21 protein-coding genes, 14 tRNA genes and 3 rRNA genes are annotated in these 26,641 nt (G+C 43.6%); 34 read left to right on the plus strand and 4 right to left on the minus strand.

What is annotated here, in order from left to right; all coding sequences use genetic code 11:
• Window positions 1-40 precede the first annotated feature (40 nt).
• A complete protein-coding gene (locus ATG70_RS19380) occupies window positions 41-2,209 on the plus strand; it encodes a Tex family protein (protein WP_179886380.1) in 2,169 nt (722 codons plus the stop codon).
• 15 nt (window positions 2,210-2,224) lie between these two features.
• On the opposite strand, the gene cmpA is transcribed toward ATG70_RS19380, so the two are convergent.
• A complete protein-coding gene (gene cmpA / locus ATG70_RS19385; RefSeq protein WP_098446072.1) occupies window positions 2,225-2,338 on the minus strand; it encodes a cortex morphogenetic protein CmpA in 114 nt (37 codons plus the stop codon).
• 101 nt (window positions 2,339-2,439) lie between these two features.
• On the opposite strand from cmpA, the gene ATG70_RS19390 reads away from it, so the two are divergent.
• From ATG70_RS19390 to tsaD, 24 genes are all read left to right on the plus strand, one after another.
• Window positions 2,440-2,892 (plus strand): SprT family protein, encoded by a 453-nt coding sequence (locus ATG70_RS19390; protein WP_098446073.1) that lies wholly within the window; start codon window positions 2,440-2,442, stop codon window positions 2,890-2,892.
• 175 nt (window positions 2,893-3,067) lie between these two features.
• A tRNA-Asn gene (locus tag ATG70_RS19395) sits at window positions 3,068-3,142 on the plus strand.
• Window positions 3,143-3,145: 3 nt separating this feature from the next.
• A tRNA-Ser gene (locus ATG70_RS19400) sits at window positions 3,146-3,236 on the plus strand.
• Window positions 3,237-3,243: 7 nt separating this feature from the next.
• Window positions 3,244-3,318 (plus strand) — tRNA-Glu (locus ATG70_RS19405).
• Between the two features lie 50 nt (window positions 3,319-3,368).
• Window positions 3,369-3,444, plus strand: a tRNA-Asp gene (locus tag ATG70_RS19410).
• Window positions 3,445-3,478: 34 nt separating this feature from the next.
• Window positions 3,479-3,553: transfer RNA gene (locus ATG70_RS19415), tRNA-Gln, on the plus strand.
• A gap of 4 nt (window positions 3,554-3,557) precedes the next feature.
• Window positions 3,558-3,633: transfer RNA gene (locus ATG70_RS19420), tRNA-Lys, on the plus strand.
• Between the two features lie 7 nt (window positions 3,634-3,640).
• Window positions 3,641-3,725, plus strand: a tRNA-Leu gene (locus ATG70_RS19425).
• 39 nt (window positions 3,726-3,764) lie between these two features.
• Window positions 3,765-3,850, plus strand: a tRNA-Leu gene (locus ATG70_RS19430).
• Between the two features lie 10 nt (window positions 3,851-3,860).
• A tRNA-Arg gene (locus ATG70_RS19435) sits at window positions 3,861-3,937 on the plus strand.
• A 19-nt stretch (window positions 3,938-3,956) separates the two neighbouring features.
• Window positions 3,957-4,033, plus strand: a tRNA-Pro gene (locus ATG70_RS19440).
• 8 nt (window positions 4,034-4,041) lie between these two features.
• A tRNA-Gly gene (locus tag ATG70_RS19445) sits at window positions 4,042-4,115 on the plus strand.
• Window positions 4,116-4,123: 8 nt separating this feature from the next.
• A tRNA-Ile gene (locus ATG70_RS19450) sits at window positions 4,124-4,200 on the plus strand.
• A 170-nt stretch (window positions 4,201-4,370) separates the two neighbouring features.
• Window positions 4,371-5,923 (plus strand): 16S ribosomal RNA (locus tag ATG70_RS19455).
• Window positions 5,924-6,160: 237 nt separating this feature from the next.
• Window positions 6,161-9,090: ribosomal RNA gene (locus ATG70_RS19460) — 23S ribosomal RNA — on the plus strand.
• Between the two features lie 176 nt (window positions 9,091-9,266).
• Window positions 9,267-9,383: ribosomal RNA gene (gene rrf / locus ATG70_RS19465) — 5S ribosomal RNA — on the plus strand.
• The 16S, 23S and 5S rRNA genes sit together here with 12 tRNA genes alongside, the layout of an rRNA operon.
• Window positions 9,384-10,043: 660 nt before the next feature.
• Window positions 10,044-11,183 carry a trans-sulfuration enzyme family protein gene (locus ATG70_RS19470; RefSeq protein WP_098446074.1) on the plus strand — a complete coding sequence of 380 codons (1,140 nt, stop codon included), beginning with the start codon at window positions 10,044-10,046 and terminating at the stop codon, window positions 11,181-11,183.
• Between the two features lie 146 nt (window positions 11,184-11,329).
• Window positions 11,330-11,406: transfer RNA gene (locus tag ATG70_RS19475), tRNA-Met, on the plus strand.
• Between the two features lie 11 nt (window positions 11,407-11,417).
• Window positions 11,418-11,493, plus strand: a tRNA-Asp gene (locus tag ATG70_RS19480).
• Window positions 11,494-11,682: 189 nt separating this feature from the next.
• Window positions 11,683-12,663 (plus strand): thiamine-phosphate kinase, encoded by a 981-nt coding sequence (gene thiL, locus ATG70_RS19485; RefSeq protein ID WP_373560795.1) that lies wholly within the window; start codon window positions 11,683-11,685, stop codon window positions 12,661-12,663.
• A 9-nt stretch (window positions 12,664-12,672) separates the two neighbouring features.
• Complete coding sequence (gene tsaE / locus ATG70_RS19490; RefSeq protein WP_098446075.1) at window positions 12,673-13,143, plus strand: tRNA (adenosine(37)-N6)-threonylcarbamoyltransferase complex ATPase subunit type 1 TsaE; 471 nt, start codon at window positions 12,673-12,675, stop codon at window positions 13,141-13,143.
• The gene (gene tsaB, locus ATG70_RS19495; protein WP_098446076.1) at window positions 13,124-13,819 is read left to right on the plus strand and encodes a tRNA (adenosine(37)-N6)-threonylcarbamoyltransferase complex dimerization subunit type 1 TsaB; all 696 of its coding nucleotides are present in this window, start codon (window positions 13,124-13,126) and stop codon (window positions 13,817-13,819) included. The genes tsaE and tsaB overlap by 20 nt, the downstream gene beginning before the upstream one ends.
• A 10-nt stretch (window positions 13,820-13,829) precedes the next feature.
• Window positions 13,830-14,288 (plus strand): ribosomal protein S18-alanine N-acetyltransferase, encoded by a 459-nt coding sequence (gene rimI, locus ATG70_RS19500; protein WP_098446077.1) that lies wholly within the window; start codon window positions 13,830-13,832, stop codon window positions 14,286-14,288.
• A complete protein-coding gene (gene tsaD / locus ATG70_RS19505) occupies window positions 14,278-15,294 on the plus strand; it encodes a tRNA (adenosine(37)-N6)-threonylcarbamoyltransferase complex transferase subunit TsaD (protein ID WP_098446079.1) in 1,017 nt (338 codons plus the stop codon). The genes rimI and tsaD overlap by 11 nt, the downstream gene beginning before the upstream one ends.
• A gap of 297 nt (window positions 15,295-15,591) precedes the next feature.
• On the opposite strand, the gene ATG70_RS19510 is transcribed toward tsaD, so the two are convergent.
• The gene (locus ATG70_RS19510; protein WP_098446080.1) at window positions 15,592-17,514 is read right to left on the minus strand and encodes an ABC-F family ATP-binding cassette domain-containing protein; all 1,923 of its coding nucleotides are present in this window, start codon (window positions 17,512-17,514) and stop codon (window positions 15,592-15,594) included.
• A 264-nt stretch (window positions 17,515-17,778) separates the two neighbouring features.
• Between ATG70_RS19510 and moaC the strand changes: the two genes are divergently transcribed.
• From moaC to tatC, 4 genes are read left to right on the plus strand one after another with little or no spacing between them, the layout of a single operon-like run.
• A complete protein-coding gene (gene moaC / locus ATG70_RS19515) occupies window positions 17,779-18,261 on the plus strand; it encodes a cyclic pyranopterin monophosphate synthase MoaC (RefSeq protein WP_098446081.1) in 483 nt (160 codons plus the stop codon).
• A 39-nt stretch (window positions 18,262-18,300) separates the two neighbouring features.
• On the plus strand, window positions 18,301-18,939 hold the full coding sequence (locus tag ATG70_RS19520) for a redox-sensing transcriptional repressor Rex (protein WP_142329620.1): 639 nt from the start codon (window positions 18,301-18,303) through the stop codon (window positions 18,937-18,939).
• A 24-nt stretch (window positions 18,940-18,963) separates the two neighbouring features.
• The gene (locus ATG70_RS19525) at window positions 18,964-19,146 is read left to right on the plus strand and encodes a twin-arginine translocase TatA/TatE family subunit (RefSeq protein WP_048313069.1); all 183 of its coding nucleotides are present in this window, start codon (window positions 18,964-18,966) and stop codon (window positions 19,144-19,146) included.
• Between the two features lie 20 nt (window positions 19,147-19,166).
• Window positions 19,167-19,934 (plus strand): twin-arginine translocase subunit TatC, encoded by a 768-nt coding sequence (tatC, locus tag ATG70_RS19530; RefSeq protein ID WP_098446082.1) that lies wholly within the window; start codon window positions 19,167-19,169, stop codon window positions 19,932-19,934.
• A gap of 27 nt (window positions 19,935-19,961) precedes the next feature.
• On the opposite strand, the gene ATG70_RS19535 is transcribed toward tatC, so the two are convergent.
• Together ATG70_RS19535 and ATG70_RS19540 are read right to left on the minus strand one after the other, a co-directional pair.
• Window positions 19,962-20,165 carry a YdiK family protein gene (locus ATG70_RS19535; protein ID WP_373560802.1) on the minus strand — a complete coding sequence of 68 codons (204 nt, stop codon included), beginning with the start codon at window positions 20,163-20,165 and terminating at the stop codon, window positions 19,962-19,964.
• Between the two features lie 17 nt (window positions 20,166-20,182).
• Complete coding sequence (locus ATG70_RS19540; RefSeq protein WP_098446085.1) at window positions 20,183-20,893, minus strand: CPBP family intramembrane glutamic endopeptidase; 711 nt, start codon at window positions 20,891-20,893, stop codon at window positions 20,183-20,185.
• Window positions 20,894-21,229: 336 nt separating this feature from the next.
• Between ATG70_RS19540 and groES the strand changes: the two genes are divergently transcribed.
• From groES to ATG70_RS19565, 5 genes are all read left to right on the plus strand, one after another.
• Entirely contained in the window at window positions 21,230-21,517 is a 288-nt protein-coding gene (gene groES, locus ATG70_RS19545) for a co-chaperone GroES (protein ID WP_048313430.1), read from the plus strand.
• 41 nt (window positions 21,518-21,558) lie between these two features.
• Complete coding sequence (groL, locus tag ATG70_RS19550) at window positions 21,559-23,202, plus strand: chaperonin GroEL (protein WP_098446087.1); 1,644 nt, start codon at window positions 21,559-21,561, stop codon at window positions 23,200-23,202.
• Between the two features lie 262 nt (window positions 23,203-23,464).
• Window positions 23,465-25,051, plus strand: coding sequence for an L-lactate permease (locus ATG70_RS19555; RefSeq protein WP_098446088.1), 1,587 nt, complete (start codon window positions 23,465-23,467; stop codon window positions 25,049-25,051).
• Window positions 25,052-25,128: 77 nt separating this feature from the next.
• On the plus strand, window positions 25,129-25,833 hold the full coding sequence (locus ATG70_RS19560; RefSeq protein ID WP_098446090.1) for a FadR/GntR family transcriptional regulator: 705 nt from the start codon (window positions 25,129-25,131) through the stop codon (window positions 25,831-25,833).
• Between the two features lie 79 nt (window positions 25,834-25,912).
• A complete protein-coding gene (locus ATG70_RS19565; protein WP_098446091.1) occupies window positions 25,913-26,629 on the plus strand; it encodes a (Fe-S)-binding protein in 717 nt (238 codons plus the stop codon).
• The last annotated feature ends 12 nt before the right edge of the window (window positions 26,630-26,641 follow it).

Below are 26,641 nucleotides of genomic sequence, written 5' to 3' on the forward strand. Positions count from 1 at the left end.
TACTAGTATAGAAGGCTCTTAAGGAGGAATTGTTTTGGAAATGACAGTAGATCAAAAACAATCAGAACATCTTCGTAAAGTTGCTCAAAATTTGAAGCTTGCTGAACGAAGTGTAAGAGAAGTGATTACGTTATTGAATGATGGGAATACTGTTCCTTTTATCGCGCGATATCGTAAAGAGTTAACGGGCGGGCTTGATGAAGTTCAACTAAGAGATATACAGGAAGCGTGGACATACCTTCAAAATTTAGATCAGCGAAAAGAAGAAGTGATCCGTCTTATTCAAGAGCAGGATAAATTAACGGATGAACTAAAGAAGCAATTAAAAGCTGCTACAAAGCTTCAAGAAATAGAAGATATCTATCGTCCATATAAACAAAAAAAGCGGACAAAGGCTACGGTTGCTAAAGAAAAAGGGTTAGAACCTCTTGCTCAATGGATACTAGTAGATGGAAATAGTGATCCGTCACAAGTTGCTAAAAAGTACATATCAGAAGAAAACGAAGTCTTATCGGAGGAAGAAGCGATTCAAGGTGCCCAGGATATCATTGCAGAATGGATTTCTGATGATGCTGACGCTCGAAAATGGATAAGAGCGAAAACATTCCAACATGGATTACTCCAAACGGTTGTTAAATCAGAGGAAGATGATCCTAAACAAATTTTTGAGATGTATTATTCCTACCAAGAAGGCATTTCAAAAATTGTTCCCCATCGTATCCTTGCCATTAACAGAGGTGAAAAGGAAAAAGTTCTAAGAACATCAATTACACCTCCAACTGATTCAATTCACGAGTATTTAAAAAGAAAAACAATTAATAATCAGCAAAAAAATTGCGTGACTCTGCTTGAGGAAGCGATTATTGATGGCTATAAACGTCTTATTCAACCTTCAGTAGAAAGAGAGATACGCAAAGAATTAACAGAAAGAGCTGAAGATCAGGCTATTCACATCTTTTCAGAGAATTTAAAGCATCTTTTATTGCAGCCTCCACTAAAGGGGAAGCGTGTACTTGGTGTAGATCCCGCCTATCGGACAGGATGCAAACTAGCTGTTGTGGATGATACAGGTAAGATGCTAGAAGTATCAGTCATTTACCCAACGCCACCTAAATCAGAAGTAGAAAAGTCAAAAGCAGCTGTCATACAAATGATCAAGAAGTATGATATTGAAATGATTGCGATCGGGAACGGAACGGCATCACGTGAAACAGAACAGTTTATTGCAGATGTGATTAAAGAAGTTGAAAAAAAGGTCGTTTATCTCATTGTCAATGAGGCGGGAGCAAGTGTTTATTCAGCGTCTGATCTAGCACGCGAAGAATTTCCGGATCTTCAAGTAGAGGAGCGCTCTGCAGTTTCCATCGCGCGAAGGGTTCAAGATCCATTGGCTGAACTTGTGAAAATTGATCCGAAATCTGTTGGTGTCGGCCAATATCAACACGATGTCTCACAGAAAAAGTTAAATGATCAATTAACGTTTGTGGTAGAAACCGCCGTAAATCAGGTAGGTGTTAATGTAAATACAGCTTCGGTATCTCTATTGCAATATGTAGCTGGTCTGTCTAGAGCTGTTGCGATGAACATTGTGAAGAAACGTGATGAAGAAGGAAAGTTCACGAGCCGGGTCCAATTAAAAAAAGTTCCGAGACTAGGTGCCAAAACATATGAACAGTGTATTGGGTTCCTCAGAATAATGGGAGGGAAACAGCCTCTGGACCAAACTGAAATTCATCCGGAGAGCTATGACGCTACAAAAGCACTTTTGGAACGCATCGAGTGTAAACCAGGGGATATTGGTACAGAAAAATTAGTGGAATCTTTGTCTCAGGTCTCATTGAAGGATACAGCCGTTGCTTTAAATATAGGAGAGGTGACTCTTAAAGATATTGTAACTTCACTTCAAAAGCCTGGTCGAGATCCGCGGGATGAACTTTCTCAACCAATTCTAAAGACAGACGTTTTAAAAATGGAAGATTTAGAACAGGGAATGGAGTTAGAAGGTACAGTAAGGAATGTTGTTGATTTTGGAGCATTCATTGATATTGGTGTGAAACAAGATGGGCTTGTTCACATTTCGAAGTTAACGAATCGCTATGTGAAGAATCCAATGGAAGTCGTCCACGTGGGACAAGTAGTGACTGTCTGGGTTGATCAAGTTGACCTTAAGCGTGAGCGAATTGCTTTGACGATGCTTCACCCGTCCTAAGCATAAGCACTGCCCTCAGGGGCGGTGTTTTCTTTTGTAGAAAAACCAGCACTGGTTTAATAACTTGATTTGGCGTCGATCTTTCTCAAGATAAGCTTGTTTCAATTGGTTTTTAAACCAAACAGGCAACGTAATCCCCTCCTTAAGTGATGACACATCTTAAATGTTGATGTACATTAGTTTATGAGAAACGGCTTGTATGTGTTCGAAAGAGAAAGGATGAAGAGCGTATGAACGAAAAGGAATTACAACAGCTAGTTGAAACGATCTCTGAGGAGTTTTTTGGACTCGCTTTTCGTCATAAGGCGATGTTCAATGCTCGATTAAAAACAACGGGCGGACGTTATATGCTCAGGTCTCATAATATCGAATTTAATCAAAAGCATTATGACGAGTTTGGTCAAGACGAACTCATTGGTATTATTAAACACGAGCTATGCCACTATCACCTTCACCTTCAGAAAAAAGGTTACAAACATCAGGATAAAGATTTTAAACGACTTCTTAAGGAAGTAGGTGGATCGCGATACTGTCAGGTAGTACCTGGGCAACGTAGAGTTGAGCCGTTTAAGCATTTTTATGAATGTGGAGAATGTAAGACGAAGTATAGTAGAAAAAGAAAGATGGACATAACACGGTACGTATGTGGAAAATGCAGAGGTAAATTAATTCAAATTAATTAAAAGTAGTTATTGACGACCTAGATTGTATGTGGTAAATTAATAAAGTCTCTTCGGAGAGCACGTCTTAATCAAACACATGACAGTTAATTAATTTTAAAAAACTGTTGACTTTGTTTGCAGGATGAGTTATTATATTAAATGTCGCCGATAACGGAGGCAACAACTTAAATGTTATTCCACAGTAGCTCAGTGGTAGAGCTATCGGCTGTTAACCGATCGGTCGTAGGTTCGAATCCTACCTGTGGAGCCAAACGGAGAAGTACCCAAGTGGCTGAAGGGGCGCCCCTGCTAAGGGTGTAGGTCGCGTGAGCGGCGCGAGGGTTCAAATCCCTCCTTCTCCGCCATTTTTATGGCCCGTTGGTCAAGTGGTTAAGACACCGCCCTTTCACGGCGGTATCACGGGTTCGAATCCCGTACGGGTCACCAACTTAATTCTTAAAAATGTTTTAACAACATGATATGTAATCAGTTATAAAGGTCTCGTGGTGTAGCGGTTAACATGCCTGCCTGTCACGCAGGAGATCGCGGGTTCGATTCCCGTCGAGACCGCCATTATTTCTAAAACTAATCTGATTATATAACTTGTTGGGCTATAGCCAAGCGGTAAGGCAACGGATTTTGATTCCGTCATGCGCTGGTTCGAATCCAGCTAGCCCAGCCATGTTGAGCCATTAGCTCAGTTGGTAGAGCATCTGACTTTTAATCAGAGGGTCGAAGGTTCGAGTCCTTCATGGCTCACCACTTATTTGCGGGTGTGGCGGAATTGGCAGACGCGCTAGACTTAGGATCTAGTGTCTTACGACGTGGGGGTTCAAGTCCCTTCACCCGCACCAATTTCTTTTATAAACGAACGTTTCATCAAGTTACGATGTGCGGTTGTGGCGGAATGGCAGACGCGCTAGCTTGAGGGGCTAGTGGGGGAAACCCCGTGGAGGTTCGAGTCCTCTCAACCGCACCAAATATAATATGCGCCCGTAGCTCAATTGGATAGAGCGTCTGACTACGGATCAGAAGGTTAGGGATTCGACTTCTCTCGGGCGCACCATATTACTTTTAAAAAATGTCGGGAAGTAGCTCAGCTTGGTAGAGCACTTGGTTTGGGACCAAGGGGTCGCAGGTTCAAATCCTGTCTTCCCGACCATCAATATCGCGGGTGTAGTTTAGTGGTAAAACCTCAGCCTTCCAAGCTGATGTCGTGGGTTCGATCCCCATCACCCGCTCCATTAAAGATGGGCCTGTAGCTCAGCTGGTTAGAGCGCACGCCTGATAAGCGTGAGGTCGGTGGTTCGAGTCCACTCAGGCCCACCATCTTTTCTTAAAAAACTTGTTGACACTGACAAACACATCATGGTATGATGGTTTGGTCGCTGAAAACGACAACGAAAGAAACGAATTGCTCTTTGAAAACTGAACGAAACGCCATGTAAGTAGTTGTTTCTACGGAAACAAAAATTGTTTTAAAAGCTAGATTAAGCTTTCTATCGGAGAGTTTGATCCTGGCTCAGGACGAACGCTGGCGGCGTGCCTAATACATGCAAGTCGAGCGAAGAGATGGGAGCTTGCTCCCTGATCTTAGCGGCGGACGGGTGAGTAACACGTGGGCAACCTGCCCTGCAGACTGGGATAACTCCGGGAAACCGGAGCTAATACCGGGTAATACATCGCACCGCATGGTGCAATGTTGAAAGTTGGCTTTCTGAGCTAACACTGCAGGATGGGCCCGCGGCGCATTAGCTAGTTGGTAAGGTAATGGCTTACCAAGGCGACGATGCGTAGCCGACCTGAGAGGGTGATCGGCCACACTGGGACTGAGACACGGCCCAGACTCCTACGGGAGGCAGCAGTAGGGAATCTTCCGCAATGGACGAAAGTCTGACGGAGCAACGCCGCGTGAGTGACGAAGGCCTTCGGGTCGTAAAGCTCTGTTGTTAGGGAAGAACAAGTACCGTTCGAATAGGGCGGTACCTTGACGGTACCTAACCAGAAAGCCACGGCTAACTACGTGCCAGCAGCCGCGGTAATACGTAGGTGGCAAGCGTTGTCCGGAATTATTGGGCGTAAAGCGCGCGCAGGCGGTCTTTTAAGTCTGATGTGAAAGCCCACGGCTCAACCGTGGAGGGTCATTGGAAACTGGAGGACTTGAGTGCAGAAGAGGAGAGTGGAATTCCACGTGTAGCGGTGAAATGCGTAGATATGTGGAGGAACACCAGTGGCGAAGGCGGCTCTCTGGTCTGTAACTGACGCTGAGGCGCGAAAGCGTGGGGAGCAAACAGGATTAGATACCCTGGTAGTCCACGCCGTAAACGATGAGTGCTAGGTGTTGGGGGGTTCCACCCTCAGTGCTGAAGTTAACACATTAAGCACTCCGCCTGGGGAGTACGACCGCAAGGTTGAAACTCAAAGGAATTGACGGGGGCCCGCACAAGCAGTGGAGCATGTGGTTTAATTCGAAGCAACGCGAAGAACCTTACCAGGTCTTGACATCCTCTGACAATCCTGGAGACAGGACGTTCCCCTTCGGGGGACAGAGTGACAGGTGGTGCATGGTTGTCGTCAGCTCGTGTCGTGAGATGTTGGGTTAAGTCCCGCAACGAGCGCAACCCTTGATCTTAGTTGCCAGCATTTAGTTGGGCACTCTAAGGTGACTGCCGGTGACAAACCGGAGGAAGGTGGGGATGACGTCAAATCATCATGCCCCTTATGACCTGGGCTACACACGTGCTACAATGGACGGTACAAAGGGCAGCAACACCGCGAGGTGAAGCAAATCCCATAAAGCCGTTCTCAGTTCGGATTGCAGGCTGCAACTCGCCTGCATGAAGCCGGAATTGCTAGTAATCGCGGATCAGCATGCCGCGGTGAATACGTTCCCGGGCCTTGTACACACCGCCCGTCACACCACGAGAGTTTGTAACACCCGAAGTCGGTGGGGTAACCTTTATGGAGCCAGCCGCCGAAGGTGGGACAAATGATTGGGGTGAAGTCGTAACAAGGTAGCCGTATCGGAAGGTGCGGCTGGATCACCTCCTTTCTATGGAGAATTACGAAGGTAACTTACGTTACCAACCTTACATGAGCGTTTCGTTTAGTTTTGAAAGAATGATTGTATTCTTTCAAAACAGGTGAAGTGATGAAGCTTACGCTGATTCAAGTAGTAGCCTTGTTCCTTGAAAACTAGATAGCATAAACAACGACATCCAATAATTATTTTTATGCAAGAACTTAGTAATAACTGATGCGTTATGGCAGCAATGCCTAACAAATCGAAGGTTAAGCTACTAAGGGCGCACGGTGGATGCCTTGGCACTAGAAGCCTAAGAAGGACGGGACGAACACCGATATGCTTCGGGGAGCTGTAAGTACGCTTTGATCCGGAGATTTCCGAATGGGGGAACCCACCATCTTTAATAGGATGGTATCCATTTCTGAATACATAGGGAATGGAAGGCAGACCCGGGGAACTGAAACATCTCATTACCCGGAGGAAGAGAAAGCAAATGCGATTTCCTGAGTAGCGGCGAGCGAAACGGAATCAGCCCAAACCAGAGGGCTTGCCCTCTGGGGTTGTAGGACGTCTCTTTGGAGTTACAAAGGCACGGATAGACGAAGCGACCTGGAAAGGTCCATCACAGAAGGTAACAATCCTGTAGTCAAAATCCGCTGCCCTCCGAGACGGATCCTGAGTACGGCGGGACACGTGAAACCCCGTCGGAATCTGGGAGGACCATCTCCCAAGGCTAAATACTCTCTAGTGACCGATAGTGAACCAGTACCGTGAGGGAAAGGTGAAAAGCACCCCGGAAGGGGAGTGAAAGAGAACCTGAAACCGTGTGCCTACAACTAGTTGGAGCCCGTTAATGGGTGACAGCGTGCCTTTTGTAGAATGAACCGGCGAGTTACGATCCCGTGCAAGGTTAAGCTGATAAGGCGGAGCCGCAGCGAAAGCGAGTCTGAATAGGGCGAAATAGTACGTGGTCGTAGACCCGAAACCAGGTGATCTACCCATGTCCAGGGTGAAGTTCAGGTAACACTGAATGGAGGCCCGAACCCACGCATGTTGAAAAATGCGGGGATGAGGTGTGGGTAGCGGTGAAATGCCAATCGAACCTGGAGATAGCTGGTTCTCTCCGAAATAGCTTTAGGGCTAGCCTCGCGGCAAGAATCTTGGAGGTAGAGCACTGATTGGACTAGGGGTCCTTACCGGATTACCGAATCCAGTCAAACTCCGAATGCCAACGATTTATCCGCGGGAGTCAGACTGCGAGTGATAAGATCCGTAGTCGAGAGGGAAACAGCCCAGACCACCAGCTAAGGTCCCAAAGTATACGTTAAGTGGAAAAGGATGTGGCGTTGCTTAGACAACCAGGATGTTGGCTTAGAAGCAGCCATCATTTAAAGAGTGCGTAATAGCTCACTGGTCGAGTGACGCTGCGCCGAAAATGTACCGGGGCTAAACGTATCACCGAAGCTGTGGATTGTCTTACGACAATGGTAGGAGAGCGTTCTAAGGGCTGTGAAGTCAGACCGAAAGGACTGGTGGAGCGCTTAGAAGTGAGAATGCCGGTATGAGTAGCGAAAGACAAGTGAGAATCTTGTCCGTCGAAAGCCCAAGGTTTCCTGAGGAAGGCTCGTCCGCTCAGGGTTAGTCGGGACCTAAGCCGAGGCCGAAAGGCGTAGGCGATGGATAACAGGTTGATATTCCTGTACCACCTCCTTTCCGTTTGAACGACGGGGGGACGCAGAAAGATAGGGAGAGCGCGCTGCTGGAAATGCGCGTCCAAGCGATTAGGCTGGTGAATAGGTAAATCCGTTCACCGTGAAGGCTGAGTCGTGATGGCGAGGGAAATTTAGTACCGAAATCCTTGATTCTACGCTGCCAAGAAAAGCCTCTAGTGAGGAAAGAGGTGCCCGTACCGCAAACCGACACAGGTAGGCGAGGAGAGAATCCTAAGACGATCGGGAGAACTCTCGTTAAGGAACTCGGCAAAATGACCCCGTAACTTCGGGAGAAGGGGTGCTTCCTCGGGTTAATAGCCCAGGGGAGCCGCAGTGAAAAGATCCAAGCGACTGTTTAGCAAAAACACAGGTCTCTGCAAAGCCGTAAGGCGAAGTATAGGGGCTGACACCTGCCCGGTGCTGGAAGGTTAAGAGGAGGGGTTATCCCTTACGGGAGAAGCTCTGAATCGAAGCCCCAGTAAACGGCGGCCGTAACTATAACGGTCCTAAGGTAGCGAAATTCCTTGTCGGGTAAGTTCCGACCCGCACGAAAGGTGCAACGACTTGGATACTGTCTCAACGAGAGACCCGGTGAAATTATAGTACCTGTGAAGATGCAGGTTACCCGCGACAGGACGGAAAGACCCCATGGAGCTTTACTGTAGCCTGATATTGGATTTTGGTACAGCTTGTACAGGATAGGTAGGAGCCATAGAAGTCGGACCGCCAGGTTCGATGGAGGCGTCGGTGGGATACTACCCTGGCTGTACTGACATTCTAACCCAGCACCGTGATCCGGTGCGGAGACAGTGTCAGGTGGGCAGTTTGACTGGGGCGGTCGCCTCCTAAAGTGTAACGGAGGCGCCCAAAGGTTCCCTCAGAATGGTTGGAAATCATTCGCAGAGTGTAAAGGCACAAGGGAGCTTGACTGCGAGACCTACAAGTCGAGCAGGGACGAAAGTCGGGCTTAGTGATCCGGTGGTTCCGCATGGAAGGGCCATCGCTCAACGGATAAAAGCTACCCTGGGGATAACAGGCTTATCTCCCCCAAGAGTCCACATCGACGGGGAGGTTTGGCACCTCGATGTCGGCTCATCGCATCCTGGGGCTGAAGTAGGTCCCAAGGGTTGGGCTGTTCGCCCATTAAAGCGGTACGCGAGCTGGGTTCAGAACGTCGTGAGACAGTTCGGTCCCTATCCGTCGCGGGCGCAGGAAATTTGAGAGGAGCTGTCCTTAGTACGAGAGGACCGGGATGGACACACCGCTGGTGTACCAGTTGTTCCGCCAGGAGCATAGCTGGGTAGCTACGTGTGGAAGGGATAAGTGCTGAAAGCATCTAAGCATGAAGCCCCCCTCGAGATGAGATTTCCCACAGCATTAAGCTGGTAAGATCCCTTAGAGATGATGAGGTAGATAGGTTCGGGGTGGAAGCGTGGCAACACGTGGAGCTGACGAATACTAATCGATCGAGGGCTTAACCTAAAACGAAAAGCGAAGTAAGCCGTTTAAATCCGACAAGCGTTGGAAGCTTTTGAATCAGACGCGCTTTTTGCGTCAGAATCAAAAGGTGAAACGATCGAGGATTTGGCTTACGTAGCTGGACACATTATTGGAATACGTTGTGCGTGCTATCTAGTTTTCAGGGAACACCTGAATAGTCTAGTGACGATGGCGAAGAGGCCACACCCGTTCCCATGCCGAACACGGAAGTTAAGCTCTTCAGCGCCGATGGTAGTTGGGGGATCTCCCCCTGCAAGAGTAGGACGTCGCTGGGCAAAGAAAAAAAGGCGAGAATCCAAACGGTTTCTCGCCTTTTTTGTATGGTTTAGTGTTTTAATTTTTCTGTTCTTCCTCCTGAATCATCTGAGAAAGCTTCTTCGAAAGCTACGTAGGGGTGGGAGAAGCAAGAAATTCGAGGAAGCAAGTGATGTCAGACCGGAGTGGATATTTGAAGATCCATGAGGATCTGACAGCGCGCAGCTGACGAAGAAGTTCGCCGCTAATCGCGCCCCCAGTATGAGAACACGGAAGTTAAGCTCTAGCGCCGATGGTAGTTGGGGGATCTCCCCCTGCAAGAGTAGGACGTCGCTGGGCAAAGAAAGAAAGGCGAGAGACCAAATGGTTTCTCGCTTTTTTTGTATGGTTTTATGGATGACTTTTCACTAGCTCAAATCCCTCATTCATGACGTTCGCGGAATTAATCTCAAATTCGCGGAATTATCATTCGAAAGCGCGGAATTAATCCGATTTCCGCGGAATTATTTGAAATAACGCGGAATAAAAACGATAAAAAAGAAATTCATCTCTATCAATACAGAGCATTTATCTTTTTAAAGAGAATAAATCGAAAATTTCGAACGCTATTTCTTGAAATTAACGCTTAGAAGACGTACAGTTAATGAAAAAGAATTTTATTTAATGGAAGGGGAAAATAAATGGATTTTCATTTTGATACAAAAGCCGTACGTTTTCCAAGAAAGCCGAAAGCCGATACAGCAAGTAAAGTCCAGCCGATTTATCAAACCTCTGCATTTGTGTTTGAGGATCTCGATGATTTGGAATCATTTTATGAAGGTAAAAAAGACTATTTGTACACACGCGTTAGTAATCCTAATACAGATGATCTAGGAATGGGTGTAGCAGACCTCGAGGGTGCTCCTAAGGGTATTGCGACTTCTTCGGGCTTATCTGCTATTCTTGCGGGGGTGCTTTCCGTTGTCAAAGCTGGCGATCACATTGTCGCTTGTGAAGATCTTTACGGAGGAACCTATTCGCTTTTTCATGGAGAACTTCCTGACTTCGGAATAGAAGTCTCTTTTGTAGATTTTACAGACAAAAAAGAAATTGAGAGTGCGATACGACCAAATACGAAATTGCTTTATACTGAATCTGTCACAAACCCTCTATTAAGAGTCGAGGATTTAGACCTTCTAAAAAATCTTGGCCAAAAACATAAACTTGTTACTATGGTAGACAATACGTTTGCTACACCTTATCTTCTTCAGCCTTACCAACTAGGAATTGATCTTGTTGTACATAGCGCAACAAAATATATTGGCGGTCATAGTGATGTAACAGCAGGTGTACTAGTAGGAAGAGAAGATCTGATGGCCAAGGCAAAAGCCAAAGTGATTAACCTTGGAGCTAATCTCAGTCCATTTGAAGCGTGGCTAGGTTGCCGTGGGTTAAAAACGATGAGTGTACGAATGGAACGTCACGTGAGGAATGCAGCTATCCTTGCAAGTGAATTAAAAAATGTTAATGGGATTAAAAATGTTTATTATCCTGAATATGTAGCTGAAAGAGGTTCGGGAGCTATGGTTTCCATTGAGCTAGATGATGAAACCGATGTGAAAACATTCTTCAAGTCCCTAGGATGGGTAAAGATTATACCGACTCTGGCTGGGCTAGATACAACGGTTTCTTATCCGATTGCTACTTCCCACCGAACAGTACCAGAAGATACTAGACAGAAGCTTGGGATCAATAAACAGCTCGTTCGCATTTCTGTAGGAATTGAAAACGAAAATGATATTGTTGATGCATTCAAAAATGCTGTGGAAAAATCCCTGTAACCAGGGGTTTTTTTCTTTTGTTTCTAATGCTTGCATTCATTACATTTATCTGGTATAGTATTACTTGTGTCCATATGACATACTAATTCATGTCATAACATGCACAGCATTATGAAGCAGGTGCAGCATATTTTTACTTATATCGTCGCGGGGTGGAGCAGTTCGGTAGCTCGTTGGGCTCATAACCCAAAGGTCGCAGGTTCAAATCCTGCCCCCGCAACCAATTATGAATTTGGTCTCGTGGTGTAGCGGTTAACATGCCTGCCTGTCACGCAGGAGATCGCGGGTTCGATTCCCGTCGAGACCGCCATTTTTTCAAGAGCGATTGGATCGCTTTTTTTTTATACTTAAATTTATGTACCCTTTTAAATATCAGAAGAAAATATAAGTTTTTTGAAACAAATATGTGAATTTGTTGTCAAGTAAGATAAACTGATAGAAAAAGCACCTTAGGATGAAATTCCTAAGGTTTTTTTATAAAATAGAAAGAGAGATGAGTGTGGTGAAAGATGAATTTGCGTTTATTCAATCCATTACGCCAGCTTATACATTTCGAAAAGAATTGATTCAGGGGATTGGAGACGATGCGGCTCTTTATCACATTGAATCAGAATGGGATGAAATCGCCTGTACCGATACTATGGTCGAAGGAATCCATTTTAAGAAGAGTACGTTATCCCCTTTTCAAACCGGTCGAAAAGCGCTTGCTGTTAATATAAGTGATATTGCTGCAATGGGTGGTATTCCGATGTTTTATCTTGTATCAATTTCTGTGCCACAAACGGGATGGTCATCTAAACAGCTAAAAGAAATATACAAGGGAATTAAAGAGATCGGTGACCTATATGAGATGGACATGATCGGTGGCGATACAGTATCTACGAGAGGCGATCTTCATATTGCTATTACTGTTATCGGTAAAGTCGAAAAAGGACGTAAACTTCTTAGGAGTAATGCGAAGGCAGGTGACGTCGTATTTCTTACTGGACCTGTGGGTGGTTCGGCTGCTGGACTTTCTTCATTACTTAAGGGTGAGGGCAGTGATGGAGCATATGTTCAGTTCCACCAGGATCCCCATCCTCGTGTCAAACAAGGGCGTATTTTCGCGAAGAGTGGATATCGCATTTCGTTAAACGACGTGAGTGACGGAATAGCAAGTGAGTCTCACGAGATTGCAGAAGCAAGTGACGTTTCCATTGTACTTAATCAAGACTCGATTCCGGCGCCTGAAGGGTTTGAGGCATACTCCTCTTTTCAAAGGTTAGAATGGATGTTAAATGGCGGAGAAGATTATGAATTGATCGGCACTGTCGCGGAGGATGACTGGGCAAAAGTGGTTGAACTTTTTCAAGAACACCAGGAATCCATCTATAAAATTGGCCATGTAGAAGATAAAGGAACAAGTGTATGGATGAGTTATAAAGATCAAAAATTCAAATTGGACAAGAAGGGTTACAATCACTTCTCGTCTAAAGAATAGGTGATGAACATGAGTGGATATGCTTTCATCATGAAATCTCCAGAAGAAACGATGGCGTTTGGCAGAAAGCTTGCTGAGAAGCTAAAGCCAGGCTGTGTGTTAACACTTGAAGGAGATTTAGGTGCTGGCAAGACAACCTTTACGAAGGGAATCGGAAAGGGGTTAGGGGTTACGAAAATAGTGAATAGCCCTACCTTTACGATTATAAAAGAATATGAAGGAAACATTCCTCTTTTTCACATGGACGCTTATCGTCTTGAAGAGAGTGATGAAGACCTTGGTTTTAGCGAATACTTTGAAGGAGAAGGCGTGACAGTGGTCGAATGGGCAAAATTCATTCAGGATATGCTGCCAAAACAACTCCTCAGAGTAGAAATTTATCATCAAAGAGATTCAGAACGTCGGCTTATCTTAAGACCATTTGGTTCTTTTTATGAGTCGTTATGTAAGGAGTTACAACATGAAAGTACTAGCCATTGATTCTTCGAACTACTGTATGGGTGTTTCCATTATGGTGGATGGCACGGTTGTCGGAGAACTGATAACAAATATAAAGAAAAACCATTCGGTTCGGTTAATGCCAGCTATTGAGCAACTGTTAGAAGAAGTTCAAGTGAAGCCTGCTGACCTTGATCGAATCGTAGTGGCAAAAGGACCGGGTTCTTATACAGGACTGCGCATTGGCATTAGCATTGCTAAGACGTTAGCGTGGACGTTATCCAAACCTCTTGTCGGAGTGTCTAGTTTAGAAGTACTGGCGCAGAATGGGCGTTATTTCTCTGGAGCCATCGTTCCATTTTTTGATGCCAGACGCGGACAAGTGTATATGAGTGTGTACAAAGCGAATGGAATAGAAGTTGAAAGAGAAACGGAAGATCAGATTGTGCTATTTGAAGAGTGGCTTCAGGAAAATAAAGATCGATATGAGCGTTTTTTATTTATTAGCGGAGATCTAACTATGCACAAAGAAGGAATTGAAGCAATATTGGGTGACAAAGCAGTGTTCGCACCCTCGAGTAGTTTAAATGCTAGGCCTGCTGATCTTGCAAGGTTAGGGGCAAGTCATGAACCGGTGGAAGATGTTCATCAGTTTACACCAAACTATGTAAGAATGGCTGAAGCTGAAGCAAAGTGGCTAGCCTCACAGAAAAAGTAGGGGATTTGCGATGAATGATACGGTATCGTTTCGATCGATGACCATTGAAGATATTGAGGCTGTGATGCGGATTGAGCACGCAACCTTTCCAACACCATGGAGCAGATCTGCTTTTTATAATGAAATCGTCATAAATCATTTCGCGACTTATCTTCTACTGGAAGTTGGAAAAGAAGTAGCAGGCTATTGCGGGGTATGGGTCATTATTGATGAGGCGCATATTACGAATATTGCTCTTCATCCAGAGTATCGTGGGATGAAACTAGGAGAAGCGCTCCTAAACAAAGCAATTCATTTTGCAAAATCACGCGGCGCATTAAAAATAACGCTTGAAGTTCGCGTGTCGAATATCGTAGCGCAAAATCTATATCGGAAATTTGGTTTTGAAGAAGGCGGCATTCGCAAAAATTATTACACAGATAATCAAGAGGATGCGCTAGTAATGTGGGTGAATTTAAATGGAAAATAAACATGAAATTATTTTAGGAATTGAAACAAGCTGTGATGAAACAGCAGTTGCGATCGTAAAAGATGGGAAAGAAGTATTAGCGAACGTGGTGGCTTCTCAGATTGAAAGTCATAAACGTTTTGGAGGCGTCGTGCCTGAAATTGCTTCAAGGCATCATGTGGAGCAGATGACACTGATTCTTGAAGAAGCTTTAAATGAAGCAGGACTTACAATGGATGAGATTGATGGCATTGCTGTGACAGAGGGCCCCGGACTTGTGGGAGCACTCTTAATCGGTGTGAATACAGCCAAAGCGCTTGCTTTCGCTCACCAGAAGCCACTAATCGGTACACATCATATTGCAGGGCATATTTATGCCAATCAGCTTGTAGCAGAGTTAACTTATCCACTGCTAGCGCTGGTAGTGTCTGGTGGACATACGGAGCTTGTTTATATGCCGTCTGAAGGTGAGTTTGAGGTAATCGGTGAAACACGTGATGACGCAGCTGGAGAAGCTTATGATAAAGTCGCAAGAACGCTACAGCTTCCTTACCCTGGAGGACCACATATTGATCGGTTGGCAGCAGAAGGAGAACCATCAGTTCGACTGCCTCGTGCCTGGCTTGAAAAAGGGTCATATGATTTTAGCTTTAGTGGTTTGAAATCGGCGGTTATCAACACTGTTCATAACGCGAAACAACGTAACGAAGAACTGAAACCGGAGGATCTTGCGGCAAGTTTTCAGGCTTCTGTTGTCGAAGTACTGGTTACGAAGACGTTGCGAGCGGCTGAAGAGTATGGCGTGAAACAAGTTCTTCTTGCTGGTGGTGTAGCAGCAAACAAAGGCCTAAGAAGTTCTTTAATAGAAGCTTTTGAAGGTAGCGGTAGAGAGCTTGTGATTCCACCATTGTATTATTGTACGGATAATGCTGCGATGATTGCAGCTGCTGGAACGATCGCTTATCGAAAAGGAAAACGTTCTAGCCTTCAACTTAACGCAAATCCGGGATTAGAACTGGGAATCTAATCCCGGTTTTTTTGTTATAAAACACATAAATGTCGTTTGGGTTGAACGCGAAAGAGGATGTTAATAAGAACAGTTATCCACAATCAGGTGAATAGTGTGGACATTATAAGAGAAAGCTTAATTCAATGAGGTTCTCTTGATTTGTGGATAACTAGTTGATGTCTTGTTGATAATGTTAATAATTTTTAGAAAATGAGGTTTGTCAGCTCTTCAATTGTGCATAAGTGTGTGGATAGTGTGAATATGTCGGAAAATTCTTGCCTAATAAAAAACAGTCCACTGTGGACTGTTTTTTTATTAGGCTTCCTGTAATTGTTCCCATTCTTCCATGAGTGTTTCCGTCACATACCGCAAATGATCCATTTCTTCATTTAACTTCATTACTTTTTCATGATCTTCGAAGACGTCTGGAATACATAGCTCTTCTTCGATTGCAGCAATGCGTAATTCAGCGTCATCCACTTCTTTTTCAATCTCTTCAATTCGTCGGAGCATTTGACGTTCTTGTCGTTTGGTTTCTTTATCTTGCTTAAAGCTAGATTTACCAGATGAAAGAGATTGAGTAACTTCATTATTTTGTTGTTCAAGCGCTGCAAGCTCAGCAAGTTCCTGCTTTTTTTCAACATAATAATCATAGTCCCCTAGATAAGGTGTAACACCATCCGTTGAAAGCTCGATCACACGCGTTGCGATTCTGTTAATAAAGTATCGATCATGTGAGACAAATAGGATTGTACCTGGGAACTGAATCAGCGCGTCTTCCAGTATTTCTTTGCTATCAAGGTCAAGGTGGTTTGTTGGCTCATCCAGAATGAGAAGATTGGATTTCTTCATCATTAATTTGGAGAGAGCAAGGCGGCCTTTTTCGCCCCCACTTAAATCAGAAACGTTCTTCAACACATCATCGCCGGTAAATAAGAAGCGACCAAGTACGGCGCGAATATCTTTCTCATCGGTAAGAGGGAAATCATCCCAAAGTTCTTTTAAAACGGTCTTGTTCGAGTGGAGATTGGTTTGTTCCTGGTCATAAAAACCGATTTGAACATTGCTTCCGTAATGAATATCGCCATCGAGTAGTGTCTCCCCTGATACGATTGCTTTTAGCAATGTTGATTTACCTATTCCGTTCGGACCTACAAGAGCGACACTTTCTTGTCGCTTTAAATCAAATGTTAGATGATCGTTTATGACATTGTTAGGGTACCCGATCGATAATTCTCTCAGGGTTAGGACATCGTTACCAGTCTGTTTATCAATACCAAATGTAATGTTGGCTGATTTTTCATCGCCTTTAGGCTTATCCAGACGTTCCATCCGATCGAGCTGTTTGCGACGACTTTGCGCGCGTTTCGTTGTTGAAGCGCGGACAATGTTTTTCGCAACAAAGTCTTCTAGCTTCGCAATTTCTTTTTGTTGTTTCTCAAACTCCTTAAGCTGCTGCTCATAACGCTGTTCTTTTTCATCAAGATAGTAACTATAGTTACCTTCAAAACGTTCCGCACGATGTCTAGAAATCTCGTACACTTTAGTTACAATTTTATCGAGGAAATAACGATCGTGAGAGACAATTAATAAGGCACCAGAATAGTTTTGAAGGTAGCCTTCAAGCCATGTAAGTGTTTCAATATCTAGATGGTTTGTCGGTTCATCTAGAATAAGTAGCTCAGGTTTTGTAAGCAAAAGCTTTCCGAGAGCGAGTCGTGTCTTTTGTCCACCGCTAAGCGTTGAGATTTTTGTACTGTAATCAAAATCTTTAAAGTTAAGTCCGTGTAATACGGTACGAATGTCTGCTTCGTACTTATAACCACCTTGATCTTTAAAGGCAACTTGAAGCTCGTCATATTCTTTTAAAATTCGCTCGTATTCAATCTGATTTTCGTAAACTTTTGGATTACCCATCTTTTGTTCATATTCCCTAAGTTCTGATTCCATCTTTTGAAATCGTTCAAAGACGCTTAGCATTTCATCCCAGATCGAAAGTCCAGATTCGAGTCCAGTGTCTTGCGCCATATAACCAACTGCTACATCTTTTGGTTTAATAATATCGCCTGAATCATATGAAAGTTGCCCGGTTATCATCTTTAGCAGAGTAGATTTACCAGCGCCGTTCCGCCCAACAAGCGCAACGCGGTCTCGTGATTGTACTTCTAATTTAATATTCGATAAAATGGTATCAGCACCAAATGATTTGGTGAGTCCATTTACTTGCAATACGATCATGTTCGTTCACCTCTATTTCCTTCCTTATATCCGTGAAAAGCGGGTTGTAAGGATAAGCTGATCTCCTCGTGTATCACCGATCGTTCGGCATTATCCGACGTTCCTTTAAGTTTACCGCAGAGAGGACAAGCTGAGCAACTAAACGAATGTTCATGACTTAACAAAAAAAGTCATCAAAAAAACAGCAAAATCGCAGGAAATGGTGTATAGTCACAAGTAGCAGCAATATCCTTCAATCATCTCAGTATGAGGAAAGGGGCAAACATGAGTTCATTTACTCACTTTAATGAAGAAGGCCGAGCTAGAATGGTCGATATTACTGATAAAACTCCCTCGGTTCGAACGGCTACCGCACGTACGAGCGTTCAGGTGAGTGAACTAATTTATTCAGGTATCCAAGCGGGAACGATGAAAAAAGGCGATGTACTTCAAGTCGCTCAAATTGCCGGTATTATGGCAGCAAAAAAAACATCTGATCTCATCCCTATGTGTCATCCGATAGCGCTTTCTGGCGTTGACCTTCATTTTGACTGGCAGGATCATTCGCCATCTTATGAGCTGATCATCGAGGCTCATGTGAAAACGAGCGGGAGTACTGGCGTTGAAATGGAAGCGCTGACGGCAGCATCAGCGGCGGCATTAACCGTTTATGATATGTGCAAAGCGGTGGATAAAGGCATCGTTATCGGGGAAACCTATCTTGTTACGAAAACAGGAGGTAAAAGCGGGGATTATACGCGCGAATAAGGTGACGATGGAGCGCGGAGATCAATATGGAGGTAGTGTATGGATATTGATCAAGCAAAAATTCCGCAGGCGACAGCAAAAAGACTGCCGCTCTATTATCGATATTTAAAAAATCTAAGTGCATCTGGAAAACAGCGTGTTTCCTCAGCAGAACTTAGTGATGCCATTAAGGTAGATTCCGCTACAATCCGCAGAGATTTCAGCTATTTTGGTGCACTTGGTAAAAAAGGGTATGGGTACAACGTCCATTATTTGTTATCCTTTTTTAGTAAGACCCTTGATCAGGATGAAACGACAAAGGTTGCGCTGATTGGCGTAGGTAATCTTGGAACGGCCTTTCTACATTACAATTTTATAAAAAATAATAATACAAAAATTGAGCTCGCTTTTGATGCCGATTCCGAAAAAGTCGGACAGGAAATTGGCGGAGTACCCGTTTATCATATTGATGAATTTCAAAAGCGACTTAAAGAAAATGACGTAACGGTTGTTATTTTAACTGTCCCTGTCCATGTAGCTCAGTCAATTGCCGATCAAATGGATGAGACAGGCATCAAAGGAATATTAAATTTCACCCCAGCTCGTCTAACTGTTCCGGATCATATACGAGTGCATCATATTGATCTAGCAGTCGAATTACAAGCACTCGTCTATTTCATGAAGCATTATCCAGTATAACGACATGATAAGGAGGTGACACGCATGGGAATGGGTGGCGCAAGTATCGCATTAGTTGCCGTGGTTGCTTTGATAATATTCGGACCGAAGAAATTACCTGAGCTAGGTAAAGCAGCAGGTAACACGCTTCGTGAGTTTAAAAACGCAACAAAAGGTTTAGCGGATGATGACGATGAACCAAATGATAAGAAAAATAACGACAAGTAATCGGTTAGGACGGATAGTGAATGGAGGATCAGAAGCAATCCATCTATGATCATTTAGAGGAATTAAGAAAACGGGTTATTATTACTGTCGTTTTCTTAATTCTTTCCTTTATTGCGGGACTGTTTCTGGCTAAGCCAGTCATTGTGTTCCTGCAGCATGCTCCTGAAGCGCAGGGTATACCGATGAACGCGTTTCATCTGACTGACCCATTGAAAGTGTATTTCAGCTTCGCCTTTTTAATTGCTTTTATTATGACATCACCACTTGCGCTCTACCAGCTCTGGGCGTTTATATCACCCGGATTGTTTGAACATGAACGCAAAGTAACATTATCTTATATACCAGCGGTGTTCATTTTATTTCTTGGCGGAGTTTCCTTTTCCTATTTTGTTCTCTTTCCATTTGTGATCGATTTTGTGGGGAACCTTGCACAAAGCCTTAACATTCAAGAGATGTATGGAGCGAATCAATATTTTAGCTTCTTGTTTCAGTTAACACTGCCTTTTGGATTTGTCTTTCAGTTGCCCGTCATCGTTCTTTTCTTTACAAGGCTTGGTATGTTAAATCCAGCAATGCTTGTACAGATTAGAAAATATGCGTACTTTGTCCTTCTCGTTATAGCGGGGATGATTACACCACCTGAAATTATTTCACATCTTATGGTAACTGTACCGCTTTTACTACTTTACGAATTTAGTATTATTGTGTCCCGATACGGTTATCGGAAGAGGTTACAGGCTGAAGCAAAAAGGATTCTTGAGGAAGCTCAGGAAGAAGAAAATCAATAAATGCAAAACAAAAAGCGGTAGGAATTCCTACCGCTTTTTGTTTTCATCTTTTTTCTTAAGTTGTGTGATCCGTTTTCTAAGGACGAAAAAACGAATAGCATATACGAAATCCACTGTGGCAAGAACCATCAATAGAATTGTATAAAAGCTCCACATTTCGCCGTTACTACTAGCGCTTTGGATCGCAAGGTACGTAAATAGCGACCCGAGTCCTAAATAGAAAAAACCCATAACAGTTGGTGAGAGTTTCATGAAAAGAGTCCTCCAATAAACGATTGCGTCTGATTAAGCTGCTTTTCCATCTCCATAATATCATCAGCAAAATAGACGTTAATTAACACAACAAATGTATTCATTGTCATGTGTGCAATAATCGGTACGATCAGACGCTTTGTTTTCACATATAGAAAGGCAAAGGTTAGACCCATTGCTGTATAGATGAGTATGTGGGAAAAGTCAAAGTGAATCGCTGCAAATATAACTGAGCTAAGAATGCCGGCGATCCAGAAGTTAAATCGTTTGTATAATGATCCGAAAATAACTTTTCGAAAAACGATTTCTTCAAGAATTGGTCCAATAATGGACGTTACAATGATAAAAATAGGGGAAGCCTTTGCCACTTCAATAAGCATTTCGGTGTTCTCAGAACCAGGATCAATGCCAAATACATTCATCTCGATCATAGCTGCAATAATTTGGGAAGCATAGGCCATAAATACGCCTAGCACACTCCATCCGATTGCCTGGCCAGGTGAAACGCGAGCAGAGCGTTCAAATGGAACATCAGGAGTCGAGCGGAGAAGAAACAACATAATAATTAGGGCAGTAAGAAAACTAAAAACTGACCAGGTGACAATGGGATCAGCGACGTTAAGTTGCTGAAGTAAAGGAACGCCTACAACCCCTGAAAGCTGCATGACAATATAGGTGATTAGTATAGTCCAATAATGTTTGGCCAAGAATCATAACTCCTTTAAATGGTTTGCATGCCTTAAAAGGCACTGCGCATACTCGTATTAGTTTAACACACTTTTAAAAGGGAATGCCGTTCATAAGACTTCATAAACTGTTTAGAACGATCGAAGCGAAACTTATCGAAAAGCAGGACAGAAGTCTTAGTATTTTATGTCAGATCGTGGCGAGTAGGTAAGAAAAGAAAAAACTGAAAAAAAATCAACTTTACTACTTGCAAAAGGATACTGAATTATTTATTATATACATGTGTTAGCACTCGACGATGGTGAGTGCTAAAAAACGAATCAAACCATAATTTCCATCTGAGGAGGGTGTTTGAGTTGTTAAAGCCTTTAGGTGATCGAGTAGTCATCGAACCAATTCAATTAGAAGAAAAAACGTCTAGCGGGATCGTGCTTCCGGATTCTGCGAAAGAAAAGCCACAAGAAGGTCGCGTCGTATCTGTAGGTAGCGGTGCACTAACTGATGGTGGAGAGCGCGTCGCTCTTGAAGTATCAGAAGGCGATGCAGTTATTTACAGCAAGTATGCTGGTACTGAAGTAAAGTATGACGGTAAAGAGTATCTAATCCTTCGTGAAAATGACATTCTTGCAGTTGTAGGTAAGTAAACACAAAATAAAAGCACTACATACATTTAGGAGGGTAACAAATGGCAAAAGATATTAAGTTCAGTGAAGAAGCCCGTCGCGCAATGCTTCGCGGTGTTGATTCTCTTGCGAACGCAGTTAAAGTTACACTCGGACCAAAAGGACGTAACGTTGTCCTCGAGAAGAAATTCGGATCTCCACTTATCACGAATGATGGTGTAACGATCGCGAAAGAAATCGAGCTTGAAGATGCATTCGAAAATATGGGTGCGAAGCTAGTAGCAGAAGTAGCGAGCAAAACGAATGATGTTGCCGGTGACGGTACAACAACTGCAACAGTTCTTGCACAAGCTATGGTACGCGAAGGTCTTAAAAACGTAGCATCTGGTGCGAACCCAATGGTTATCCGTAAGGGTATCGAGAAAGCTACAAGAGCTGCTGTTGAAGAGCTTAAAAATATTTCTAAGCCAATCGAAGGCAAAGAGTCAATCGCACAGGTTGCGTCAATCTCTGCTGCTGACGAAGAAGTAGGTCAATTGATTGCTGAAGCAATGGAGCGCGTTGGTAACGACGGCGTTATCACTGTTGAAGAATCAAAAGGATTTGCTACTGAGCTTGAAGTAGTAGAAGGTATGCAGTTCGACCGTGGATATGCATCTCCATACATGGTAACAGATTCCGATAAAATGGAAGCTGTTCTAGAAGATCCATATATCCTGATTACGGATAAGAAGATCGCTAGCATTCAAGATGTACTACCTGTACTTGAGCAAGTTGTACAACAAGGTAAACCACTTCTTATGATTGCTGAAGACGTTGAAGGTGAAGCTCTTGCAACACTCGTTGTGAACAAGCTTCGCGGAACGTTTAACGCAGTGGCTGTTAAAGCTCCTGGCTTCGGTGATCGTCGTAAAGCAATGCTTGAAGACATCGGTACACTAACTGGTGCTGAAGTGATCACTGAAGATCTTGGTCTTGATCTTAAACAAGCGAACATTACTCAGCTTGGTCGCGCTTCGAAAGTTGTTGTAACGAAAGAAAACACAACAATCGTTGAAGGCTCTGGCGAAACTGATAAAATTGCTGGTCGCGTAAACCAAATCAAAGCTCAGCTAGAAGAAACAACTTCTGAGTTCGATAAAGAAAAGCTTCAGGAACGTCTTGCTAAGCTTGCTGGCGGCGTAGCTGTCATCAAAGTTGGTGCAGCAACTGAAACTGAATTGAAAGAGCGTAAACTTCGCATTGAAGATGCTCTTAACTCAACTCGCGCAGCGGTTGAAGAAGGAATCGTATCCGGTGGTGGTACAGCACTAGTGAACGTCGTTAAGGCTGTTCAAGCTGTTGAAGCTACTGGTGACGAAGCTACTGGCGTTAAGATTGTTCTTCGTGCTCTTGAAGAGCCAATCCGCCAGATCTCTCACAATGCTGGTCTTGAAGGATCTGTTGTGGTTGAGCGCCTTAAAGGCGAGAAAATCGGTATTGGCTTCAACGCCCTTACTGGCGAGTGGGTAAACATGGTTGACGCTGGTATCGTTGACCCAACTAAAGTAACTCGTTCTGCTCTACAAAATGCAGCATCCGTATCTGCTATGATTCTTACTACTGAAGCAGTAATCGCTGATAAGCCTGAAGAAAATGCAGGCGGCGGTGGCATGCCTGATATGGGCGGCATGGGTGGAATGGGCGGTATGGGCGGCATGATGTAATTCATGCTCCCAGCTGCTCAGAATATCTGAGTAAATGGAAAGCTTCCTCCAGTTTATGACTGGAGGGAGCTTTTTTATGTTTTTGTGCATTAAATGTGAGAAGGAATAAATCACATCTTATTCTGTCTATATAACAAAAAACACTTGTAACAGTAAGTCTATCAGTATAAAATAAAACAACAGGTCATCTGATGACTTGTTGTTTTATCACCTAAACTGAAAGCGCTAACAAAAGTGAAACTATGTAAACGGAGGAATGTTGATGTTATTACTTGTTGCTTTAAGTGCCATTTTAGCCCCATTTATCTTTTTAGTGCTCCTTCGAATGCCTGCTAAGAAAGGAATGTTCTTCAGTGCGTTAATTGTTATTATCTTAGCTTTTTTTGTTTGGGGAGTAGAGGGAGAGGTTATAGTTGCATCTGTTTTGGAAGGATCGCATAAGGCGTTAACCATCTTATTTATTTTGTTCGGTGCGATCGTTTTATTAAATACACTTCGTCATACAGGTGCTGTGAATCGAATTAATCAAGGGTTTCGAAATATATCAACAGACATGCGAGTGCAAATTGTTATCGTGGCTTTTTTATTCGGTGCATTAATCGAGGGTGCTGCAGGATTTGGTACTCCAGCGGCGCTCACCGGACCGCTGTTGGTAGCGTTAGGTTTTACCCCAATGGCAGCAGCGGCAATTGCTCTCATTGCAGATAGTTCAGCGGTATCTTATGGTGCTGTCGGTACGCCAATTCAAGTGGGGCTTAGTAATCTACCAGACGCAGGTTTATCTTTTTATCAAGATATCGGTGTTCAAATTGCTTTCTTCGATTTATTTGCGGGTACCTTCATTCCGTTTATATTAGTCGTTGTTCTAACCGTTTTTTTTGGTATGAAGAAGAGTTGGAAAGATGCAATTGAAATGCTCCCTTGGACATTATTGATCGGAATTACTTATACGTCATCTGCTTATCTCTATGCTGTATTGTTCGGTCACGAGTTTGTTGCCATCTTAGCTTCTCTTACCGGGTTAGTCGTAGCGACACTCACGGCAAAGAAAGGTTTTTTGCTTCCGAAATCTTCATGGCAAGAAGCACTTCAAGAAGATTTTGTTATTGACGAAAAAGGCTCAAAGATGGGATTAGCATCAGCGTGGTCTCCTTACTTGATTATTGTTGCGCTATTGTTAATGACTCGAATTGTACCTGCCGTAAAAGACTTTACGTTAAGTTGGGTGGACTTGACGTGGACGAATATTTTAGGTGTTGAAGGCATTACTTCCAAGTGGCAAGTATTGTATTCACCGGGAACTGTGCTCGTGCTTGCAACGATTTTAGCGGTACTCATTCAACGAAAATCATTCCGGAATTTTTCAGCTGCTGCAAAGGAATCAATTATATCGATGAAAGATGCAGCGTTAGCTTTAATCGCCACACTAGCTCTTGTGCAAGTGTTTACAAATTCAGGAATGAATATGAACGCTTTGATTAGCATGCCTCAATACATAGCTCAAACCCTGGCGAGTGGGTTTGGTTCCATGTGGGTGCTCGCAGCTCCATTTCTTGGAGAATTGGGAGCGTTTATTACAGGGAGTGCAACAGTATCGACACTCACGTTTTCTCCCATACAATATAGCATTGCGAAAGAGACTGGTCTCGCAAAGGATACAATTCTATCGCTTCAAGTTATTGGGGCTGCCGCTGGTAATATGATTTGTGTTCATAACGTTGTTGCAGCAGGAACTGTGGTTGGACTTTCTGGAAAAGAGGGAGATATTATTCGGAAAACGATTTTACCAGCTTTGCTATACGGACTTCTGGTAGGGGTAGCTGCTTTATTCATGACAGTGCTGTTTTAATTACTTCGTCACTTTTCCAATTCTTCTATTTAGAGTAAAATAAAAGTAACACACGATGGGAAGTTGGAGGGGAAATGGTGGAATACAAACCGATTCGATCGAAAAAGATTTATGAGCAAGTCGCAGATTCTCTACTCGAATCGTTGAAAAATGGGACATTGAAGTCAGGAGATAAGCTTGATAGCGTGGAAGTTTTGGCGAAAAACTTTAATGTCGGAAGGTCGGCTATTCGAGAGTCATTAAGTGCGCTTCGTGCCATGGGAATTCTTGAAATGCGTCAGGGAGAAGGAACGTATGTTAAATCCTTTGATGCTTCGCGTTTTTCCTTACCAGTATCCGTTGCATTTTTAATGAAATCAGAAGATCTGCAAGAACTATTGGAAGTACGGAAGATACTTGAAGTAGGCGCAGCTGGGGCAGCGGCAGCTTCATATAAGAGTGAAGATCTATCCCCGATGAGAGATGCAATCGGGAAGATGGAAGAGGCAAAAGGCAGTGGTGAGCTCGGGGATCAGGCTGATTTAGCGTTTCATATGGCGCTGGTCAAAGCGAGTCACAATCAAATGCTGATTAACTTAATGAACAGTGTTTCTGAAATTATGATGCAGGCGATGCGAGAAACGCGTAAATTGCTGCATACTCCGGAAGGGACAGAACGCTTGTTACAAGAACATCAAAGAATATTAGATGCCATCGAAACTCGTGATGAGGATAAAGCTCGAGAAGCAATGTTAGCACATCTTAACAATGTAGAAGAGTCGTTAGCTAATTTTATGAAGTAAAGGGATCTGATTTAAGCAGTTTCCTTTTTATTTCATTTAGTCATCTGATGACCTTATGTTTAAAGTGGGAGGTACTATTATGAAGGTTTCGTTATTTATTACATGTTTATGTGACACGTTCACACCTGATGTTGGGAAGGATACGGTGGAACTGTTAGAGCGCTTTGGGTGTGAAGTCAATTTTCCAGCTGGACAGACGTGCTGTGGGCAACCTGCTTATAACAGTGGGTACAAGAGTGAGTCGGTCAAAGCGATGAAACAAATGATCAAGGCTTTTGAATCATCCGAATATGTCGTTGGGCCTTCGGGATCTTGCGTACAGATGTTGAAAGAATATCCGAAAGTATTGGCAGAGGAACCGGAGTGGCGTGATAGAGCACGTAACCTATCGGATAAAACGTTTGAATTAACACAGTTTTTGGTTGATGTGCTAAAAGTAAAAGACGTAGGTTCTACATTTACTGGAACGGCAACGTATCATCCTTCCTGTCATATGACGCGTTTGTTAGGCGTTAAGGACGCTCCGAGAATTCTATTGGAGAATGTGAAAGGGCTGAACCTTATTGATTTGCCAATGAAAGAGGATTGCTGTGGATTTGGAGGTACCTTCGCTGTGAAAAATTCACAGATTTCCGGACAGATGGTGCAAGAGAAGGCAGATCATATTGAAGAAACGCAAGCCGACTATTTAATTGGTGGAGATATGGGCTGCTTAATGAATATGGGTGGACGATTACGCAGAAATGGACAGGAAGTGAAATTTCTTCATATCGCACAAATATTAAACACTCGTTAAGGAGGGGTATAG

Source organism: Bacillus sp. es.036, assembly GCF_002563635.1.
Lineage (GTDB): Bacteria > Bacillota > Bacilli > Bacillales > Guptibacillaceae > Guptibacillus.